This is a genomic window from Streptococcus mitis, from assembly GCF_946188685.1.
GTDB lineage: Bacteria > Bacillota > Bacilli > Lactobacillales > Streptococcaceae > Streptococcus > Streptococcus mitis_CC.
Window position 1 is genome coordinate 253,761 of sequence record NZ_CAMHWH010000001.1, and the last position, 22,819, is coordinate 276,579.

Genomic DNA, 22,819 nt, shown 5'->3' on the forward strand with positions numbered 1-22,819 from the left:
AGTATACTCCTATTTGAAGGTTAGGTTAAACTACTAATTATAGAAAAAACTCCACAAATTATTTTATGTGGAGTACTTTTTTAAGAAAGGGATGTTTCACGAGAAACACTCTGCTCAAGGCAAGGTGTTCTTGTTTTTAGGTTGTATAAATGGTTGAAGCTGTCGCAATGGTATGCCACTGGTTGGCTGTTGTGGCTGCGAAGTCCTTGTCTGCGTAGAAGTCTGTAAATGGTAAGATTTCCACTTCTAACTCATCGATGCGGTCAATCTGACCAGCTAGATAAGCCTCGATGCGGCTTTCTGCTCGCTTGATGCGTTGCAAGAGTCCGCCCATACGGATATCAACTGTGTCCAAGCCAAAGACCTTGTTTTCTTTCAGCCATTGGTTGCTAAAGAGAGCATGGAAGTCTTCAATTTGGCTTCTGAGTTCTGGTAATTCTTGTCTGGCAATTTCTTGCAGGCTTTCTTTATCACCTTCTTGGTAAGCCTGACGAATGCGCCGTCCCACATCGACTTTGCTACTTAAAATCTGATTCAACTGGGCCTGAGTTTCAAAGAGGTAGGCATAGTTGCCAGCTTTTTCTTTAATGTTAGCAAGCGTCTCAGCAGCCTGAGCGAAGTGCGGTTTGTCCTGTTCAGGTGTCATGTGTCGATCAAGGATCGGACAGAGAATATCCTGATAAAAGACATAGCGGTTAGGATTGATCCCGCTGAGATTACCCGGCAAATCTGGCAAGAGGTTGGCTAGGTCAATCTGCATAAAATCTTCAACCGAAAGACCTGTATTGGTCTTGAAGTGAGCAGACAAACGGTCTAGGTCATTGCGGTAGCTGAGTTCTGCCCAGATTTGCAAGCTTGGTAGGACAGCGAATTGGGCAGTTTCCCCACCATTGTCCCCCCAACCCGTCACGATGACTTCTTTGATATCATTGGCGCGACAGGCTTTATTGGCTTCAAGAGCAATGAGACGGCTGAAATGGTTGTTGGGTGTGAAACCAATCCACTTCCAAGCTCCCCCAGCAAAGGCAAGATCATGACTAATCTTATGATGATTGCGGAAATTGCGGTTGTATTTTTCCTCGCTATCCTGATAATAGTCCCAGTAAACTAAGGTCACACGATCTTTGAGACGGTCTAGGTAGACACGCGTTTCCTCTGGAATTTCCACATCACGGTCGTACTGCCCATCTGCTGACATAAGTTTAAAGAACATATCGCTCCACATCTGGCAGTGGAAACCATATTTGTCAGCAATATCCAGCACGCGCTCCAAGTGTTGGCACATAAGGAGACTACGATCCACAACACCGTTCAGAATCAAGTAGCGTCCCAAACCAACCAAGTGGGCTTCGTCCATCCCGATATTGACCTTGCGAGTTTGTAGTTTAGACAGAGTAGCAAACATACCATCAATCAGGTCATAAACCTTTTCTTCGCCGATAAGAAGGATATCCTCCACATCACGGAGCTCCTGGACTTCTTTGACACCCCATTTGACGAAGGCTGACAAGTGAGCCAAGGTCTGGATACATGGCACAAAGATCATGTCAAACTGCTGGGCATAGGTTTCAATTTCCTGCAATTCCTCAGCTGAGTAGGCTCCACGGAAATAGCCAAAGTAAGGCTGCCCTTCAATCTGGTAAGTGTCTTCCATGTAGAGCTCAAAAGTTGAGTAGCCCATGAGAGCTAAGACCTCAATCATCTGCTTGGCAGAAGCGACATTCAGCACTGCATTTCGCGAACAGTCTGCCATATAAGCCAAATCTTTATAAGCTGCTTGTTCTTCAATCTCTACCTTGTCACCTTCTGCTAGAGCTGTTGCCAACAAGGATAAGGCACGGTAGAGTTGGTGGGATTTGCGGTAGGCCAATTGATAGTGACCACCCTCACCCTTGATAGAGATAGAGGCTTGGTCAGACTGAGCGACTGCAACTTCCACATCTGGCAGAGAAATGTGAGTTTTTAATACTTCAATAGCTTGCGCTTGTTTGGGACTAAGTCCTGTAAATCTTACCATTGATTTTCCTCCTGTAACCAGTTGACAAGGGCACCGTAGAGATTGGCATCTGCGTGATAGGTGCAGGCTTGGATGACAGGTGCAATCGTGTATTCTTCGTAGGTCTCAACAAAGTTATCAACAGCCTTCTTAACACCTTGGATGAAATCTGGATTCTGACTGATAGAGCCTCCCAGACTAATGACATCTGGGTCGATGAGATACTGAATATTGAGCAAGCCTTGCGCCAGATTACGGTTCATGCGCTCAATGGCTTCTTGGCAAAGAGCATTGCCAGCTGCGGCCTCTTGGTAAATCTTGCGACCGTCCCAATCAGTCTGACCAGACTTTTCAATCACGTAGCCTACCATATTCCCAGTTGACGCTAGTTGCGACCAGTTGTTGAGTTTTTCAGCAGGGGCAAGGGTTGTCATGTAGCCAAATTCTCCACCCAAGCCGTGGCGACCTCGGTGAAGTCTGCCATTGATAATCATGGCTCCGCCAATCCCTGTCCCAATCACGACACAGGCTGCATTTTCAAGCTCTGGATGAGCTAGCAGTTCACTAAGTCCAACACAGTTGGCATCATTCTCTAGATGTACAGGAATCTGATAAGAGCTAAGCGCCTCATACCAAGAAAATCCGTGAATGTAGGGCACCGCACTGAAGCCATCAATCACACCTGTCTCTTGATTGACCGCGCCTGGAATGCTCATAGCAATCCCGCTGTAATCCTGTTCTGACAAGCGCTGGCCTAGCCAAGCTAGTAAATCTTCCAAACTTTCTGGCGTTGGAATGCTTGTCTTATCCAGTATTTTCCCATCAGGAGTCAGACTGGCAAACTTAATTCCAGTCCCTCCGATATCAATCGTTGCAATGGTCATTGTTTTTACCATAAAAAGGGGCGAATCAGCAGTTAGTCCTTACTTTTTCGCCCCTCCTTTCTTTTTATGTTTACTTTTTGAAATTAAATTTCTTCTTTTTTGATGAATTCTGTACGAATCTCTTGTGGTGAAATGAGGCCTCTATGAACTGGGTATGGTCGTTCAAGTAGGTCAAGGAAGAGATGTTGACTTTCCGGTACACGCACATTTTCACTACACATATTGTAATAACGAAGAACATAGCCTTCTTCATTTTCAGCTACCTTAAAGGCTGTTGGACAGATTTGCGGTATGCTGAGAACAGAATGGCTCAAGAGGCTACCAGTCGCAGCCACGCTTCCTTCTTGTTTAGCAAGCTGAAGGCTAGTAAATGATGTCTGCAAGGCTTTAGCACGACGATAGGCTGAGAAGCGTTCTTGGGCTTGGTGGCATTCAAGCGCAAACTCAACTTCAAACTCACGCAAACACTGAGCTTCTGGTGTTGGGAAGTAGCCCCAGTCACCCAACTCACCTGATGCACGCAAAATAGTCACTGCAATGGTGTCGTCTCCAAGGATTTCGTATTCATTCAATCCCTTGTTGGATACAGTCACCCCTTTTTCATCGTCATACAGACTGACAAAGGCTTGTTGGTGTTGAGGATTTTCAGGATTTTCCCATGAAGCAGCTGGTTTGTTTGGTCGTGTCACCACCTCATAGATGCTTTCAGAATCATTGCTTGGACGCGTGTTATGAGTCTTGACCAAGAGACGGATACGGTGGTCTTTGGCAGTGTTAGTAAAGCGAGTCTTGCAACGGATTTGTGGATTATCAACGAAGATAGTCATCTCAGTTTCAAGAGGAATGCTTGTCAACTCTTCTGAACGTCCAGCCTCACGCTTCATAAACTCGATGATGCCTTTTTGCTCTTCTTCTAGCTTTTCATCCGCACTGACAGGCACGGTCAATTCATGTTTGAGCAAAATCTTAGCGTAGCGAGCTGTGTTTTCCAAGACTTCGTAGCCCTTAAGTTCTGCAAAGATTGGCTCTGTTCCTTGTGGTTGGAAATAGATATACTCGTTTCCGATGTCCCCACGGTCTTCGAAGCGGATAAAGTCTTCATAGGCTTCGTGAGTTGTCTTGTCATAAACTGTGATATTGTCATCCACACTCACCGTTACAAATGGCGTATCAATCACTCCATTTTGGTAAATACCGTCGCGGTGTTCTTGTTCTCCTTCCAGCAATTGGAAGGTTGTCCAAGAAAGTGGCGCTAGGTGAACTGGGATAGTCACGCGCACTTGTCGAGCGATACGAGCTTGGCGGAACTTGTCTTTTGGTAAATCGTACTCAAAATTAGCCCCAAGGTCTTCGATTTTAGCCTCTACAGGACGACCATCCAAGTCCTCCACACGGTAGCTTGGTAAGGTTAAGGCTGCCATCTTCTTGTAACCTTCTGTTGGGTGCAATTCCTTGAAATCACAAGTCGCCACATCAATCACTGTGCTGACAGTATCAACCTTATCATGCAAGCCTGTGTTAATGACAGTAAAGAGATAGTCACTTTGAGCCTTAGCTGTAGCGATTTTACTCTTCCACTCGTTAAGAAGATTGCTCTTAACAAAGTTTCCTACTTGATTGACCTTGGCAAAACGCGTTTCCATCTCACGGTGAACTTCGTCCACGCTACAGCCACAGATGCTATCATGCGGCGCGTTCTGCAAAAGAGTTTTCCAAGCATAGGTCAACTGGTCCTTGTGGTTATGACCCCCAGTGATAATAGTCAAGGGTTCTACAACTTGCTCTAGGAGATTGCTATTTTCTTGGAAGGCTTGTTTGAGATAAATACGAGATGAAGAAGTGTTGGCAAGTGTGTACCAGCCGTCTGTTTCCTGACTGGTCAACTCACCTGTAACCGTTGATAATTGCTCTGGTAGGGCACTTTCCACGGCTTGGACATATTCATCAAAAGAACTATGAACAAAGGTTACATCTGGGAAGAGTTCATTTGCCACACGAATGGCTTCGCTCAGATTTTTCTGTACAGGCTGGTGGTCACAGCCGTTCATCATCAACCATTGGTTGGTCGAAGCGTAATCACGCACATCTGACAATTTTTGTTTCCAGAAGGTCAAGGCCTCATCTTTATCAACTGGAATTTCATTCCCGTTACTGTACCAGTTAGCAAAGAGAATCCCGAGGACACGACTTCCGTCCGCACCCTGCCAGTACATTTCTGAAAACTGGGAAGTAAACTGCTCATCTTCGAGAACTTGGTTGTCAAATCCAATCGGTTTCACACCACGACCAAAGGCTGCCACGTGAATGCCTGATTTTTGAAGGATTTGAGGCGCTTGCCCCATATTTCCAAAGGTATCTGGAAAGTAACCAATCTGGGTTGATTTGCCCCATTTTGCAGCCTCCTGCTGACCGATAAGAGTATTGCGGACATTGGCTTCACTTGAAATCAAGTAATCATCCTGCAAGATGTAAAAGGGACCAATTTTAAGTTTGCCTTGGTCGATGTAGCGCTGAACTTTGTCGCGATTTTCAGGGCGAATCTCCAAGTAGTCATCAAGGACAATGGTTTGACCATCCAAGTGGAAGCTCTTGAACTCAGGGTCATTTTCAAAGAGATCAAAGAGATTGTCAAATAATTCCACCAACTGCATACGGTGGCTTTCAAAAGGCAAGTACCACTCACGGTCCCAGTGACTATGTGAGATAATATGTACGACAACATTTTCCATGAAGTAAAACCTCATTCTAAATTTAAATTTTTATTGTTAACGTTTTAAATGTAAATTTGTGATTCTGACAAGAATCAGTGAAGCTAAAGTGAACTCCTTAGCGGATATCCAAGTAATCCAAGACCAATTCACAGAACATCATGTTGGCCCAAGAGAACCATTCACGAGAGTAAAGAGTTGGGTCATCTACGTGGAAGCTTTCATGCATAACACCTGTACCCCCATCGCAAGCAACCAGCTGATCCAGCAAGAATTTCTTCTCTGCCTTATCTGTCGTTGTCAATCCTTGGATAGAAAGGGCGATGGGCCAGATATAGCGATAGAAGGTATGAGAACTTCCGAGACCGCTAGCGTATTCTCCTTGGTAGAAGTATGGATTTTCAGGGCTCAGAATGGTACGACGAGTTGCTTGATAAACTTCATCATCGACCGAACAGTAACCCAGATAAGGTGCAGCCAGCAGACTTGGTACGTTTGGATCATCCATGATGCTAGCATTTCCCAAACCGTCTACTTCAAAGGCATAAATCTTTTCGCCCTTGCTGTTGGTGGTGTAGGCGTAGTTTTCAATTCCTTCTTGGATTTCAGACTGGAGGCGCTTGGCATCAGCAATAATACTCTCGCTATCAGCTAGGTCCAGTTCTGCAAAGATTTCTTGGACATACCCCAAGACTACTACAGCAAACATATTTGACGGAATCAAGTAACTATACTGGCAGCAGTCATCACTCGGACGAAAAGCGGACCAAGTCATGCCTGTCACTGCAAAATCAGGGCCAAAGCCATCATTTACCAAGGTGTCTTCCTTACGGTCCGTATCTCGGACAAAACGATAAGGAGAGTTCTTGTGGTCTTGTTCCACCGTCCACAGGTGAAGAATTTCCTTAGTCGCTGTGACAAAAGTCTCATCAAACTGGCTAGTCTCGCCAGTCTCTTTCCAGAGGAGATAAGCCAACTGCAAAGGATAGCAAAGCGAGTCCACCTCATACTTGCGTTCCCAAATCCAGCCATTAAGGTCGGTGTGGTCGGTCTCGTGGTGCCCCTTCCAGTTTTCCTCAATGTTGAAGGAGTTGGCATAAGGATCCTTGAGCACCAAGGTCATCTGACGTTTGACCAAACCTGCAATGGTCTGACGCAGGAGTGCATCTCTTTTAGCCACATGCAGGTAGGGTCTGAGTTGAGCTGTCGAATCTCGAAGCCACATAGCAGGAATATCTCCTGTGAGCACAAAGGTTGAACCATCTTCTAGGATTTCAACCGTATTGTCCAAGGTGTCTGTGTAACAACGCTCGAAAACATCCACCCACTCTGGATGGTCCTTAGCTCGCTCTGCCACTTCATCTAGCCATTCTCTAACAATTTCTTTTGAATAAATCATCGTGCAGTATCCTCTTTCAAACAAGTTTCATTTTCAGTATATAGCTTTTGAGACAGAAAATACATACACAAATGATAGTCATTTTTCTACAAAATAGTTATCTTTGAAGCTCCTTTTCTAAAGGCCCCATTTTTCTGATATAATGTAGAAAAACAGCGAAAGGAAAGACTATGAAACCACTACTCGAAACCATCGATACCCGCTTTGGAACTGCCAGCAAGCATGCCTTTTCTCGGGGAAATACCCTGCCATACACAGGCGTGCCTTTTGGGATGAATTACTTTGTACCCCAGACCAGTGACCAGGAGGGCTCTTGGTTTTTCGATCCGCATCTGCCTATCTTTCAGGGGATTCGACTAACCCACCAACCAAGTCCTTGGATTGGGGACTACTCTTGGATCCTTCTGACACCTGTCACAGGTCAACTGGGTGGAGACAGCCTCTTTCACCGCCAGTCTTCCTATGATATCGAAAAAGCTTCTTTCCAACCTCATTATCTGAAAATTTTCTCCCTGCGCTATCAGATTGAAAGCCAGCTCACACCGACTTGCTATGGTGCTTCTATTCGTTTGGAACAAAAGCAAGGCAAAGCCCTCTCTCTATATCTTCACGCAGCAGATGAACTGACCGTGGAGCAAGTAGATAAGCGAATTCTTGCCCTGCGACAAGAAGGTAAAACTGAAACCAACAAAAATCCACTGATACTGTTCACTACCCTGCAAATGAATACGGATATCCTTGCTATCAACCAAGAAGGTGGAGACTGGCGAATTGACTTAGCAGATAGTCATGCTGAAATTCAGCTAGCGACTTCTTTCATCTCGCACTCTCAGGCTCTGCTTAATCTACCTCAAGAAGATTTTGATAACTGTAAAGCAAATGCCCAAGCGGACTGGGAAAATCTCCTCCATCGTTTTGATGTTATAAAGACAGGAGAGGCTGACCGGACCTTCTTTGATCACTGTCTCTACAGACTCTTCCTCTTTCCTCAGACTTTTTATGAGGTTGATGAATCAGGACAAGCCATCCACATAGATTTGGCTACTGGAACTGTCAAGCCTGGTGTCCTCTTCAGCAACAATGGTTTCTGGGATACCTTCCGCACCACCTTCCCCCTCTTTGCCCTTATCATACCGGAGCACTATCACCGCTTTTTAGAAGGTTTTCTCAATAGCTACCGCGATACTGGTTTCCTTCCAAAATGGCTAGCCCCAGATGAACGTGGTATGATGCCCGGTACCCTACTAGACGGTATTATCGCAGATAGCGCCTGCAAGGACATGACCCCTGACCTAGAAGAAGAACTCCTCCAAGCCATGCTTGAAACAGCCAGCAAGGCCGACCCTCTCGGCATCAATGGTCGTCACGGACTAGCCCAATACCAAGAACTAGGCTACCTCTCTACCGACCACCACGAAAGCGTCAGCCACACCCTAGACTATGCCTATAGTGACTTTTGTATCGCCAGCTGTGCCAAAAAACTAGGGAAAATAGAAATCGCCGAAACCTACAAGGTTGCATCACAAAATTACCGCCATCTATTTGACGCTGAAACAGGTTACATGCGAGCGCGTGATGGTCAAGGAAACTTCCGCCCTGACTTCTCTCCTTATAATTGGGGACGCGACTATGCCGAATGCTCTGCCATCCAAGCAACTTTAGGTGTCCTCCATGACATCCCAGACTTAATCCAACTTATGGGTGGAAAAGAAGCCTTTAGCAACTATCTTTTAAAAGCCTGTCAGGAGGCTCCCCTCTTTGAGACAACAGGCTATGGTTACGAGATTCACGAAATGAGTGAGATGGCTACTGCTCCTTTTGGACAACTCGCCATTTCCAACCAGCCAAGCTTCCACATTCCTTATCTCTTCCGTTACAGCGATTACCCTGACTACACTGCTCTTCTCATCAAGACGCTCCGTCAGAAAGCTTTTCACCCAAGTTGGGAAGCCTATCCTGGCGATGAAGACAATGGCAGTCTCTCAGCCTGGTACATTTGGTCGTCTCTCGGATTTTATCCGACCTGTCCAGGCAAACCAATCTATGATCTCGGAATCCCTCTCTTTGACCACCTCCGTATCTACCTTGCTAAAGAAGGTAAATGGCTGGATATCTATACTAAACAAAACCACAGCCATTTCAATTTTGTAAAAGAATGCCGACTGGATAAAACACTCATATCAACTATTCAACACCAAAACCTCTTAAAAGCTGAACAACTAACCTTCACCCTCAGCTGGTTACCAAGTCACTAGCTAGTAGACAAAAGAACCTTTGTATCGTGCAAAGGCTCTTTTATTTTATGAAACTTGTACTTGAGCTTGATCAACCAGTTGTCCATCCACAGTTAGATTTAGATAGAAATCCAAGGTCTTATCAGCAGCAAAATACAGGGTTGGTAGGCACAAATCTTTTTTGCTTTCCCCTGCTTGGAATTGAAGGAATTGAATCTCGTCCTGATAGGCGACACCATGGACACCTGTCCCCGGTTGAATCGAAATCTTAGCCTCTAAAGAGGAGCTACTTTCGCTACGTTCAATCCTAAAATGAAGAGTCTCTCCCTTTGTCACAGCTAGACTTTTTTCTGCAAATGCCAGTCCCTGAACAACTTCTGTTTTTGATAAGCTAGGAGTTTTATAGAGGGAAATCTTGGTCAATACAGGCATAGATTGTGCCTCTGTAATTATCACGCGCACCTTCTGTGCCTCTACTAGCGGACCTCGCAAGAGACGCTTATGACCAACTGTGAAGCCCGTACCAAATTCCTGCCAGACGCCATCCACCTCTACTTGCACATGAAAAGCAGCGATTCGTTGCCCTAGCTTCAAATCTTCTCTTAACTCAATTACATCAAAAATTTTAGGTGACCCTAACTCAAGTTCTAACTGGATTGGCAAGCCTACGTCGCTTGCCCAAGAGCTAGTCTCAAGGCCGTCTGTCAAATGGCGACAAGCAAAGTCTGCTGAAAGAGCAGGACCAAATACCTTAGCTCCCAGAGCCAAATCTTCTTTATAGAGCTCATTACGATAGGCCGCAAATTCATAGAGGCGTTCAATATCCTTTGCATCAAATAGCCCAGCTTGATTCGGCGGAATATTGAGCAAGAGTGGAGTTCCCCGACCCACCGAGTGAAAGTAGATTTCCACCAACTCCTCAAGAGACTTAGGATCCTGCTCTTCATGGTAAAACCAGCCCGGCCGGATGGAAACATCTGCCTCACCGATTGAAAAAATCGTGCCCGAGGGATCTCCGTGCTGAAGATAGTCCAGCTCTGCTTCTGTTCCTAGTTTATCAGGATTCACCTTTTGCCATAGAGGATCACCTGCATACCCTCGTTCATTGCCAATCCAGCGGATACTGGTGCCTTCTGTTAAAAAAATTAAGCAATCGCCCTGCAGTTCACGAATGGTTTCAAACCATTTTCCAAATTCATAATTGACCTTTTGAGCGCCCTCTCCTCTAGCACCATCCATCCAGACCTCAGCAAATTTCCCTGCATTCCCATAGGCAGAATTTGATAAGATTTCCTTCAGCTGAGCCAGATAATAGGTATTGTAGTCCGCTTCTCGGTCCACATGATAGAGAGGACTGTGGGCATCCCACGGCGATAGGTAGACCCCCATATCCATATCAAATTCTGTAGCAGCTTGGGATACTTCAAGGAGCAAGTCCCCCTCTCCATTCCTCCAAGGACTGCTCTTGACCGAATAATCTGTATGAGCCGTCGGATAGAGAACAAAGCCGTCGTGGTGCTTGACCACCAAAATCAACTTCTTAAAACCCGTTTCCTTGAGCACGCGAACCCACTCACGCGCGTCTAACCTTGTCGGGTTAAAGCGTTCAGGATCCTCCTGACCTGTCCCCCATTCCTGGTCATAAAAGGTATTAGGTCCAAAATGGATAAAGGCTGCTAGTTCATCCTCTAAATACGCTAGCTGGGCCTGACTAGGCAAGGGCCCATGCGGTTTTATTTCTCTTACCATACTATTTCCTATCTACATTTTTCTTTACTTTTTTGGCATGTACTTGCAATTCTGTTAACGCTAGTGGATTTACCAAGTTTTCAAATCGAAGACGAAGGGCATAAGTCTCTACCTTATCAAATTCAAAACGAAGCTCTTCATCCTTGTAGATTGAAACTTTTCGGATAGCTGATACAGGCCGCCAATTCTCCTCTTGCTCGAGCAGGGAATCCTTATCCAAATGGTTGGGAGTTCGAGGTAAAGTAGGCTCATTCCCTACATAATAATCGATATGGGTAGGATCCACCGCCATGTAGTCTTGATTTTCAACATAATACAAGGTCAGGTTATCCACAAATCGCGGTTTTAAAATCCCTGCATCTCCAAAAAGAATGCCCACACTGGCTTGCTCTGACTTGACAATCCAAGTATTGGCTATCGATTTCTTCCGAGCAATGACCTTGTCATTGAGGTAGGAGGCTGGGTGATTCGGCTCTGAGTGGGAAGTAAAGACCAGAGGCAGATTGGACCCTGTCCATTGATTGGAAATGACTTCCCCATCTACACTTGCATCTGTCACATGAATGGTGACTGTTGCTGGCAACTCACAGCCTGCTACCTGCCCTGTGAGCACACTTTCTCCTACCTGAGCATAGACTTGAGGATCGAGTTCATCCCAAGTCACCTTGGCCGTATCTCTTCTGCCATCTGATAAGACTTGCTTGACTCGGTCTGGTAAGTGTGGGGCTTCCTTGACAAGCGTCCAAACCCTTTCAGGCTCAATAGCGCAAATCCCTTGGACACAAACCTGAGCAGAAGCCTTTAAATCCAGACCCTCTAGCTGACCAGATACCGTAAACTCATGAAAGCTTGCCAAATCTTCTTCCGAGATTGCTTCCCAAACAACCTTGACTCGTTTTGCACCCCCGAACTCATAGTCCGCCAAAACTGAAGATGGAAGCTGTGGATAAGTTCCCTTAGCTGTATACAAGCGAAGTGGTCGTACAGAAAGTGCCTGCCCTAGTGAGGTATTTTCTGCGACCTGCAAGTGCATTTGATTGGTCTTCCCTTGATAAAAGGCGCGAATAGCCAAGTCCCCTGCAGACAAGCAATGAAGTACTCCCTGCTTGATAATGGCGTGAGCACTACCACTCGTTTCCCAAATCACTTCACTATTCCCCACCTTGTTCACAGGGTTATCCACAGTTTGTGGATAAAGTCCAATGGCTGGGGAATCCCCTTCTTGTAATCCTGCCTGCTTGTCCACTCGAATCTCAAATAAGCTCTGATTTTTCACTGGCTGGCAAGCCAAAGCCTCTCCCACTAAGAGATCAAAACTTGCTGGCTCTAGTCCTCTGCCACTAGCCTTTACTCTCACTTGACCTACCTGCTCCAAGCTCTGAACCAAAAGTACACCTCTGCCATGAAAGGCTTTCCTCTTAAAACGACCATTTTTCTGAGCCTTGTAACGTTCACGACTGGCCTGCCTGCCATTATCCACACCTACAATGCGAGCAGGGCCCTCAATTTTAAAATGAATCTGATTGGAAGCAGTCGGCACCCAATTTCCATCCTTGTCCAATACATCAAAATAGAGATAAAGGAGGTCTTGCCCATCTGGCTCCAGTTTTGTTTTCTCGGCATGTAACCCGATTTTGGCTGGCTTACCTGCAGTCACCACCCTATCTTCTGCCACAATCTGACCTTGACTGTCATAGGCCACAGCATGCAATTCTCCCGGTTGATAAGCCAAACGCCATTCGAGATAAAGTTGTTCAGAACTTGCTCCCTCTTGGTATTTTCTGCCATCTGAAGTCCATTTTTCCTGAAAAGTCTTTCTACCTTGAGATTTTCCATTGAGAAATAGCTCTACAGAACGGGCATTTGAATACACCCGGACAGGGATATTCCCATACTTATCCACAACTTGTTGATAACTCTTGTGGATTTCCCAATTCCAGTGGGGCAGTATATGAACCATGGGATGCTGATCTAGGTCCAACCACTGACTTTGATAGAGATAATAGTCATTTTTAGGAATCCCTGCCGTATCCACGATCCCAAAATAGGAACTCTTTACAGGCGTGTCATTTTGATTGTGCCAAGGAGTCGGCTCACCGATATAGTCCACTCCTGTCCAGATAAACTGACCCGCATAGTCTAACCGATTTCTATCTGCTGTCCAAGAAGCCGTCGCCGTCTTCCCCCAAGGAACTCGATCATTGCCATAGTCTGACTGTTCAAAATTCCGCACGCGGCGATTATCCCCAACCCATTCCTTATCTGGTCGAAAATAGCTGTCACGCGTCCGTGTAGCTGATGAGGTTTCAGATCCATAAAGTCGCCATTTGGGATGTCTTTTGCGAATCCCATCAATATTGTCTTCCGAGTAATTCAAGCCCACCACATCCAGCAAATCAGCAATCTTTTCATGACCTCCAGAACCATCTCCGAAGCGGAACTGATCCATTCCCATGGTCACAAAAAGACTATCATCAACCTCCTTAACCCTTTCTAGCAAGCGCTTGATCGTCTTCAATGAATGAGCATCTCCATTTGCTTCGCTGACTTCATTTCCCAAGGACCACATAAAAATCGCTGGATTATTCTTGCCACGCTCGATCATAGTTCGCAAATCGTAATCTGACCAGAAATCGCCTGCTTTCACCTCTGGATGAGTAGCTTCTTCCTCAAAAAAGCGACCATAGTCATATTCTTTCTTGCCTCCATACCAGGTATCAAAGGCTTCTTCTTGGATGAGTAAGCCCATTTTAGCAGCCAGATCCAGCAAAATACTACTAGCTGGATTATGGGTGATTCGAATCGCATTGACGCCCATTTCCTTCATCTGGCGCAATCGTCTCTCAGCAGCTGACCTATTTTCCACAGCTCCCAGAGATCCATAGTCATGGTGCAGACAAACTCCATGAATCTTCAGCCAGCGACCATTTAGAAAGAAGCCCTTATCCGCTTGCCAATCCATATAACGGTAACCAAAAGTCTCCTCTTCTTCATCAACTAAAATACCATTTTTGTAAAGGCGAGTCTTCAACTGATAGAGATGAGGATGGTCAATATCCCAAAGCAAAGGTTGGAAAATTGATATGGCTTGTTGGAAAGAATATTTGTCCCCAGACTCAATCACTATAGAGTCTGTCGCCTGCCAGTCTGACAGCTGTTGGCCATCATACCAGATACTCTGTTCCAAATACACCGACACGGACTGAGGCCCATCATTTGAAACCTTGCTTTCAAGCTGGGTTTCCACCCAAGATTGCCTTTGTTCCTTTAGCTTGGGACTTTCTATCTTAATCCCATATAAATCCAGATGCACCGAATCTGTAATCAATAATTTTACTTCTCGGTAAATACCGCTACCCGAGTACCAACGACTGCTAGGTTGCTGATTGTCCACAAAAACCGCAAGCTGGTTGGCCGTCCCATCATTTCTTAGATAAGGCGTGATATCATAAGAAAAAGGTGTGTAGCCATTGGGATAATAACCCAGCACTTGCCCGTTGATATAGACTTGGGCATTCATGTAAACCCCGTCAAACAACAAACGCACCGATACAAGACTGGCATCTTCTTCCAAGTAAAACTGTGTCCGATACCAGGCCTGACCCCCGTTTAACTGACCACCCTCATTTTGCGCTGGCGAATACTGGTCAAAATCATTGTAAATACTCCAGTCATGTGGCACTTGAATAACCTGCCAATTTTCCCTCTGAAAATCCGACGCCAAGGCCTCTTCCTTCCCCACCTCTTGGTTAAAAAACCAGTGATTTCGTAAAACTTCTTCTCTTCTCATACAAGCATTCCTCTTTAAACGAATCGATATAGTTGACTATAGCACAAAACAAAAGTTCTTTCAAGATTTCCTCCATCACTTCCTAAATACTCAGAAAAGATTCTATAATTTGTGGAGGAGGATTTTAATCCTCAAAGCTACAAGAGCTACGCAAAAAGAGCCTGTTGCCAAGCTCTTTAGTCTATTATTTCTTCTCAGCGCGAAGGGCTGACAAGATTTGTGTGCGGATATCATCTACACCATTTGGCGTATTTGGTAAAAAGATAGTTTGATTTCCTTTAGAAGCAAAGGTATTCAAGGTATCCAAATACTGGTTAGTCAAGAGGATGGACATGATTTGCTCTTCTGTCATGCCAACATTGGCTTCCTTGAGTTCTGTGATAGACTCTGCCAATCCATCCACAATCGCCTTACGTTGTTGGGCAATCCCCACACCATGAAGGCGGTCTTTTTCTGCTTCGGCTTCAGCTGCAGTGACGATTTTAATCTTGTCAGCTTCCGCCAATTCTTGCGCTGCAACCCGCTTACGTTGCGCCGCATTGATTTCATTCATGGATTGCTTAACTTCTGCATCTGGTTCGACTTTGGTAATCAAGGTTTTCACGATAATATAACCGTAAGTTGTCATTTCTTCCGCTACTTGGTGTTGAACCTCAAGGGCAATCTCATCTTTTTTCTCAAATAATTCATCCAAGGTTAATTTTGGAACAGAAGAGCGAAGAGCGTCTTCGATATAAGATTTAATCTGAGATTCTGGACGCATGAGTTTATAGTAGGCATCTGTCACGCTCTGCTCATTGACACGGTACTGAGTCGCTACATTCATCATAACGAACACATTGTCCTTGGTCTTAGTCTCAACCACAATATCACTTTGCAACAAGCGCAACTGAATCCGCGCTGCAATCGAGTCAATCCCAAAAGGCAAGCGAATGTGAATACCGCTATTGGCAACCTTTTGGTATTTCCCAAAGCGTTCAATAATCGCCACCGACTGCTGACGAACCACATAAACTGTACTCAGTGTGACTATCACCAATAGGAGCACACAAACCACCACAAAAATCATCAAAAATGTTGTTATCATCGCGACGACCTCCATCATTATTTTTTTTTCTGTATTATAGCACATTTAAAGAAGGATGTGCAGTTTTTACTGCGATTTTTCCTGAAATGTCAATAATTAGAGGTGAATTGTCACATTGTCGTCAAATCTCTTGCTAAAACAACTCTTTATAAAACTCAATCGTTTCTTCTAAGGTTGGCATAAATGGATTTCCTGGTGCGCATGCATCAATCAAGGCATTCTTAGAAAGGTATTCAAAGTCGAAATCTTTTTCTTCAATACCAAGCTCAGTCAGTTTCTTAGGAATACCTACTGTCTCAGAAAGCTTCTCAATCTCAGCAATTGCATAATCGGCACACTCTTCATCTGATTTACCTTCTACATGAAGTCCCAAGGCCTTGGCAACATTACGGAAAGCTTCTGGTACACGTTTAGCATTTTCACGCTCTATAACTGGTAGCAACATGGCACAACAAACACCGTGTGGCAAATTATATACTGCACCTAGTTGGTGAGCCATTGAGTGAACATAGCCAAGACCAGCATTATTAAAGCTCATACCACCAAGGAAGATGGCATTGACCATACCTTCACGCGCTTCAATATCGTGTCCATTTGCTACAGCGCGAGGAAGGTATTCCTTGATAAGCTCAATTGCTCCGATAGATAATTTCTTGGTCACATCATAAGCACCAGGTGTTACCAAAGCTTCAACAGCGTGAGTCAGAGCATCCATACCTGTCGCAGCAGTCAAGGCTTGAGGTTTTGAAATCATCAATTCAGGGTCATTAACAGAGATAAGAGCAAGGCTATTCTTGTCAACCATTACCATCTTAACCTTGCGTTCTTCGTCGGTAATCACATAGTTAATGGTAATTTCTGCTGATGTACCTGCCGTTGTATTGATAGCCACAACTGGCAAGCCTTTTTTAGCAGACTTATGAAGCCCTTCATAATCCTGTGGTTTTCCACCATTTGTAGCTATGATAGAAATACAACTAGCTGCATCCTGTGGAGAACCCCCACCAAGACTGATGATAAAATCACATCCATGTTCTTCCAAAGCAGCTACCCCATCTGTGACATTCTTACAAGTAGGGTTTGGCTCTACATCGCTAAAGATGACATATTCGATTCCTTCTGCATCTAGCGGTTTTAAAACCTTAGGCAAAATGTCACTTCCTTCGATGAACTTATCTGTCACCAAAAGTGCCTTTTTATAGCCAAGTTCCTTGATATAAGGACCCACTTCATTTACAACACCTTTTCCAATAAGGTTGACTGCCGGAACATAAAATGTAGCCATATAATTTTCCTCCTGCGCCTTCGCGCTATCTATTTAACATCATTATATTACTTTTTGTATTCGTTTTCAATTATTTGTGAAATATTTAACAAATGTTTTTAAAAGGATAGGAGGGACGTAAGTTCACCTCCTATATAAACAAGTTTTATTTATGTAGTGGTCCCAACAACTGACATGCACGATAGTCTGCTGATTCTAGATCATCTGTTCCAAATAAGGACCAATTTTTAGGTCTAAAGATATCTTCCTCAGGTATATTATGCATATTGACAGGAATTCTCAACATAGAAGCCAAGGTAATCAAGTCTGCTCCAATGTGGCCATATGTTATCGCTCCGTGATTAGCTCCCCAATTATTCATGACGTCATAGACAGACTTGAAAGCACCTTTTCCTGTCAAACGTGGAGCGAACCAAGTAGTTGGCCATCCTGGATCTGTACGATTATCTAAAGTATGGTGAACATCTTCAGGAAGTTCAAGTGTGTAACCTTCTGCAATTTGTAGCACTGGACCAACCCCTTTTAGAAGATTGAGACGTACCATTGTTACTGGCATATCCCCCTTCGTCAAGAAACGAGTTGAGAATCCTCCTCCACGGAAGTATTCGCGGTTTGCTGGTGGGAAGTCTGTATTTTCAAGCATAGCCTGCACTTCACTTTCTTCCAACTCCCAGAATGGTTTAATAACAGGTTTGCCATCTCGAGTAGCTTGACCTGTACCATCCAATGTACAAGAACCTGAGTTGATTAGATGTAAGAATCCAGCTGCAGCACGCCCCTCTAAAGTATGTCCCGTTACACGTTTAACAGCCTCTGGACTCCAATAAGTACGCACATCAGCAAAGATTTGTGGAGTATTTGTTAATAGATAATTAAAGAGCATAGACACACCATTTAGTGAATCATTCTCTGTCGCAAATACAAATGGTTTTCGAATACCATTCCAGTCAAACTGAGTATTGAGGAAAGTTTCCATAAAATCTCCATTTGGAAAATGGTCTGTCCACTGACGTTGACCTTGGAAACCAGCTACTAAAGCATGGTGACCAACTGCTTCTTCCTCAAAACCAAGCTCTGCTAAACGAGGATTCCCCTGCATAAGATCTCGACCAATCATGAACATTTTTACCACAAATTCCCATTGTTTTTCTTTCTCTTCTTTAGAAAGAATCAAATCCTCACGATTTCGATCAACACCTTCTTTGATATGTTCTTTTACCCAAACCATAGCACGTTCAAACTCTTCTGGGTCATAAATACCACGGTCAATACGGCGCGTGAACTCCGTCATATCTACCGATTCATTTCGCATTCCTAAGTATTCTTGGAAGAAATCTGGATTTACAATAGAACCGCCAATCCCCATCGAAACACTACCCATTGATAGGTAAGCAGTGTCTCTCATCAAGCCAGTTGCAAGAGCTGCACGCGCATAACGTAAAAGTTTTTCTTTGACATCTTCTGGAATATCTGTATCATTAGCTTCCTGAACATCTCTTCCATAAATCCCAAAGGCTGGAATACCTTTTTGAGCATGTGAAGCTAGAACAGCTGCAAGATAGACAGCTCCTGGACGTTCTGTCCCATTAAATCCCCAAATAGCATGAGGAATGTCTGGAGACATATCCATAGTTTCACTACCATAACACCAGCATGGTGTAACTGTAATTGTTGCGCAAACATTTGACTTTTTAAACAACTCATGTGAAGCTGCTGCCTCTGGTACACGGCCAATAGTAGATGGAGAAATCACGCATTCCACAGATTCTCCATCTGGATATTTCAATGTGCTTGAAATCAAATCTGCCACACTTTTAGCCATGTTCATTGTTTGCACTTCAAGTGATTCGCGTACACCTTGACGACGACCATCAATAGTCGGACGAATACCAATACGTGGATGTTGAATCATAATATTTTCCTCTTATTTTTCTGTTTCTTTTATACTACCATCGCCATTATATTTACGGTAGCCTGGGTGACGACCTGTAACCTTATAATTTTCTCGCATTGAGAATAGACGTTCTAAAATCGGACGAGCAATTTCTTGTTCTTCAATACCTTTTGTAGACAGTAACATTCTTCCATGGAAGGTTGTCTTTGCTACTAATTCTAAAGTTTCCATACGGTAGTATGCTGTAATGACATCGCTTCCGACAGTCAGAGCTCCATGATTTTCTAATAGCATGACATCATGATCTGGTAGATAAGGTGTAATTGCTTCTGGCACTTCCATTGTAGACGGAACTCCAAATGGAGTTATAGGAATTGCCCCAACCACAATCGCGCTCTCAATTAGTGAATAAGTATCTAAGGGAATATGTGCAAGAGCAAATCCTGTTGCAATCGGTGGATGCGCGTGAACAACCGCACGGACATCCTCACGTTCTTCGTAACAACGAATGTGCATTTTAATTTCACTAGAAGGCCGGTAATCACCTTCTGCTTCTAAAATCTCTCCTTTGAGATTTAACTTCACCAGCTTTTCTGGAGTAATAAAACTTTTGCTGATGCCAGTAGGAGTTGCAATAATGGTATCCTCATCTAATCGAACAGATACATTCCCATCGTTTGCAGCAACCCAACCAAGTTGCCACATCTTATGACAAACATCACAAATCTGTTCACGAATTAATTTTTCATCTTGAGACATAAACTCACTCCTTTCTAAAAATGAAGTTCGAATTCAAGATTTCCGTTACTGTTAATGGTAATAGTAACCGTATGATTTTTCTGATCAAAATTGAGAGATGGCTGATCATAGGAATTATTTGTTCCTGTTAATGAATGAATAGTAGGAAGTTTATCTATACCTCTTAATACTATCTTTGTAACCCTTTTCTCTCCAAACTGAGTATCTTTGATATAATGTTCATCAATCCACTTAATCGCACCTTTTTTGGTCAATTGTGGTAGTTTCCTTGCCTGATTTGCATCTTGAGCATTAGACCATAGTGAATCTTTATTTGTTCTAAAATTATTTAAATTCACTTTCAATCCATTACTTATTCTCTCAAAAATACCATAGGTATGAGGTTCAAATTCAACATCCATTTCTAAAGAATTAAATTTTAATTTTCCAGTCTGTTTAACATTCTCATTTACCTTGTAATTATAGACAAACCATCTATTATCTAATTTCTGAGCAAAGATATCTCCTTCATAATTCGTAGGATACAGCTTATTCAAGTATTCTTTTCTAGCCTGAGTAGAGCTAAATTCTGGGGAAGTGATCTCCTTAATCTGAATACGATTACCAGAAACAGACTCTTTCAATTTATCTGTTTTTAAAATACCTGGAATAGCTGGAATAACATTATAACGACCAGTCATGTATAATGGAGTTTGTTCTCTATCAGTATTTACGTTTACAAAGAACTTACCATTTCCTTTATTTGAATAGTCTCCATGTATGAATACTTTTGTATCCTCAAGTACCTTTTCTTTAGATGGTGCTGGATGTGCTATTACATATCTAAAAAATTCTTTTATTACTTCGCTAAAGAGTAAGCTTTCTTTATTATTTACACCATAGGTATAAGCTGGATGTTCAAAATTATAAACTACACCTCCATTAAGGTAAACCCCTAAAGCCTCTTCTCCTAGCATAGACTCTGGTTCAGTCAACCATTGTCTATCTCCTTGACTTTTTCCGATATTACCAGTTGCAAACAGTTTCCATTTACCTGTCTCATACCACTTCCAAGTATCCATCAAACCACCCCATTGATAAGTATGATTTGATAGCCAAAGTCCCTTCATATAACTTTCTGTAGTTGAATCATTTCCCTCGGCAGCAGGTGTATTTTTGAACATGAAAATAAGGTTCTTCCAGTACTTATCAACAGATTTCTGAAATGCTATCTTACCGTTTTTTCCAAATGCTTTTTCTATTGAAGAACCATTATTTTGTTCAGCCCATATAAAATATCCTCCATTTTTAGCTGATACTTTTAAGTAATCTGCCGCCTTATTTTCAATATCATTTGCCCAAATCCAATAATTCTCTGTACTGAAAATACCATGCAAATTTGGATATTTTTGATACATTTTATCAATCCAGCTGGTACTTAACCAATGTGCCGAAGTATAATAAGGCATATTACCAGCAGTGTAAACCGTCAGAATAACTGGAATTGGTTCATTTTTTCCAGTCTTAGGATTTACATATTTCGCTGCTTCTTCTAACATATGTTCATAAAAATCTCTAGCAGCTCCATCTCTTTTAGGAAGATCATCTGGATGTAACTGTATAACAGTATATGGTTTTAAGTCATCTGGTATATTCTCCCACTTACCTGTTAATGTATCTCCTCCCCAAAAAGTATATTTCCCTTGGTTAAACTCTTCTCCGTTAGCATATAAAGGCATCATAAGTAACGGATGTTCATTATTAATTTCACGACGTTTATCAACTTCTGACCAATCATTAGGATTCTTAAATTTACCATTTGCCATAAACATGGCTCCACCTAAAACCAATTCGTCAGCCCATGTATGTTTTCCTGAATATGATTTAAGTTCTATCGTCTGTGTATCTTTTGGAATTTCAACATCAACCAGAAATGCCGATGTATCATACTTAATTCCTTTCGGATATTTTGAATCTGATGAGTAAATGACTTTACCATCCGCAACAACTTCAAACTTTTGAATATCTGCGTAATCTGAATTTAAATGATTGGCGCTCCTATCAATTCCGACATAGGAAATAAATCTTGTAACATTAGCACCCGAAACATCATATTTTATACTAGACGGGTTACTTGCTACAGTTCCCAATCCTTTATTAAATTCTATTTCCTTCCCGTCAATTAATAATTTTATTTTATTATTTGCACCGTTATTACCAGGTGTAAACGGTTTATCTTTCTGAACTGTTTTTGATTTATCGTCATCACCATGAGTAGCATCAACCCATTCTAAATCAGAAAGATATACTCCTCCATTAATTCCTTTATTAAGAAGATCTGGAGTTATAGTTTGAGTACTAACAGTTTTAATAAGTTTAGCATCAGCAAATACAACTTCATCACCCCATGTATGTTCTCCTGAGAATGATTTTAAGGATATTTTTTTAGCGTTTTGTGGAATTGTCACACTAATAAATTGTGCCTGGGTATTATATCTGAATCCATCTGGATTAGTTACATTACTGGAATAAACTACTTCTCCATCTATTTCTATTTCTATTTTATCCACTACTGCGTGGTCTGCTCTAGAACTATTAGCACTTTGATCAATTCCTATATAAGTTTCAAATTTTTCAAATCCTTGACCACTAATATCATAGCTGATTACAGACGGGGAATCTGCGACTGTCCCTATTCCTTTATCAAAATACTTAACTTTATTGTCAGAAGTAAGCAATGAAATTTTAGTATGTTCTCCTTTATTTCCTGTTGTAAATGGAGCATCTTTTTGTACTGTTTTTGTTTTATCTACATCACCATGAGTTGCAGAAGACCAATCCATATCTGAAAGATATGTCATCTCCGTATCAGTTTCTTGATCTTTAGTAATTGGTTTTCTTAAGTTATTCACTGTTACTCTAGCAGTTTCAGTACTAGCTCTGTCATTAGAATTACTTTGGACTACATCTGCATAAACCAATTTACTTCCTAAAAAACTTGTTAAAACAGCCGTAGCTATTAAAATCTGTTTTGCTATTTTTTTATTTTCCATTT

The 22,819-nt window shown here is 42.8% G+C and carries 12 protein-coding genes; 1 reads left to right on the forward strand and 11 read right to left on the reverse strand.

The window, feature by feature from the left end; all coding sequences use genetic code 11:
- Positions 1-136 precede the first annotated feature (136 nt).
- From N8N51_RS01270 to N8N51_RS01285, 4 genes are all read right to left on the reverse strand, one after another.
- The gene (locus N8N51_RS01270; protein ID WP_203179921.1) at positions 137-2,017 is read right to left on the reverse strand and encodes a beta-N-acetylhexosaminidase; all 1,881 of its coding nucleotides are present in this window, start codon (positions 2,015-2,017) and stop codon (positions 137-139) included.
- Positions 2,011-2,880: an ROK family protein gene (locus N8N51_RS01275; protein WP_261103393.1), complete on the reverse strand. Its 870-nt coding sequence runs from the start codon at positions 2,878-2,880 to the stop codon at positions 2,011-2,013. The genes N8N51_RS01270 and N8N51_RS01275 overlap by 7 nt, the downstream gene beginning before the upstream one ends.
- 83 nt (positions 2,881-2,963) lie before the next feature.
- On the reverse strand, positions 2,964-5,609 hold the full coding sequence (locus N8N51_RS01280; RefSeq protein WP_261103394.1) for an alpha-mannosidase: 2,646 nt from the start codon (positions 5,607-5,609) through the stop codon (positions 2,964-2,966).
- A gap of 97 nt (positions 5,610-5,706) precedes the next feature.
- Positions 5,707-6,987, reverse strand: coding sequence for a glycoside hydrolase family 125 protein (locus tag N8N51_RS01285; protein WP_261103395.1), 1,281 nt, complete (start codon positions 6,985-6,987; stop codon positions 5,707-5,709).
- A 170-nt stretch (positions 6,988-7,157) separates the two neighbouring features.
- On the opposite strand from N8N51_RS01285, the gene N8N51_RS01290 reads away from it, so the two are divergent.
- The gene (locus tag N8N51_RS01290; protein ID WP_261103396.1) at positions 7,158-9,242 is read left to right on the forward strand and encodes a GH92 family glycosyl hydrolase; all 2,085 of its coding nucleotides are present in this window, start codon (positions 7,158-7,160) and stop codon (positions 9,240-9,242) included.
- Between the two features lie 45 nt (positions 9,243-9,287).
- Here the strand turns inward: N8N51_RS01290 and N8N51_RS01295 are convergent, their stop codons facing one another.
- The 7 genes from N8N51_RS01295 to N8N51_RS01325 form a co-directional block, all read right to left on the reverse strand.
- Positions 9,288-10,970 (reverse strand): alpha-L-fucosidase, encoded by a 1,683-nt coding sequence (locus N8N51_RS01295; RefSeq protein ID WP_261103397.1) that lies wholly within the window; start codon positions 10,968-10,970, stop codon positions 9,288-9,290.
- A 1-nt stretch (position 10,971) separates the two neighbouring features.
- On the reverse strand, positions 10,972-14,760 hold the full coding sequence (locus tag N8N51_RS01300) for a DUF4982 domain-containing protein (RefSeq protein WP_261103398.1): 3,789 nt from the start codon (positions 14,758-14,760) through the stop codon (positions 10,972-10,974).
- Between the two features lie 184 nt (positions 14,761-14,944).
- Positions 14,945-15,829, reverse strand: a complete 885-nt coding sequence (locus N8N51_RS01305) for an SPFH domain-containing protein (protein ID WP_004235732.1) — start codon at positions 15,827-15,829, stop codon at positions 14,945-14,947.
- A 151-nt stretch (positions 15,830-15,980) separates the two neighbouring features.
- Positions 15,981-17,132: an iron-containing alcohol dehydrogenase gene (locus N8N51_RS01310; protein WP_049543204.1), complete on the reverse strand. Its 1,152-nt coding sequence runs from the start codon at positions 17,130-17,132 to the stop codon at positions 15,981-15,983.
- A gap of 145 nt (positions 17,133-17,277) precedes the next feature.
- Positions 17,278-19,044, reverse strand: a complete 1,767-nt coding sequence (locus N8N51_RS01315; protein WP_261103399.1) for an L-fucose isomerase — start codon at positions 19,042-19,044, stop codon at positions 17,278-17,280.
- A gap of 12 nt (positions 19,045-19,056) precedes the next feature.
- Positions 19,057-19,785, reverse strand: coding sequence for a class II aldolase/adducin family protein (locus N8N51_RS01320; protein ID WP_261103400.1), 729 nt, complete (start codon positions 19,783-19,785; stop codon positions 19,057-19,059).
- Between the two features lie 14 nt (positions 19,786-19,799).
- On the reverse strand, positions 19,800-22,817 hold the full coding sequence (locus N8N51_RS01325; protein WP_261103402.1) for a glycoside hydrolase family 98 domain-containing protein: 3,018 nt from the start codon (positions 22,815-22,817) through the stop codon (positions 19,800-19,802).
- Positions 22,818-22,819: the final 2 nt, after the last annotated feature.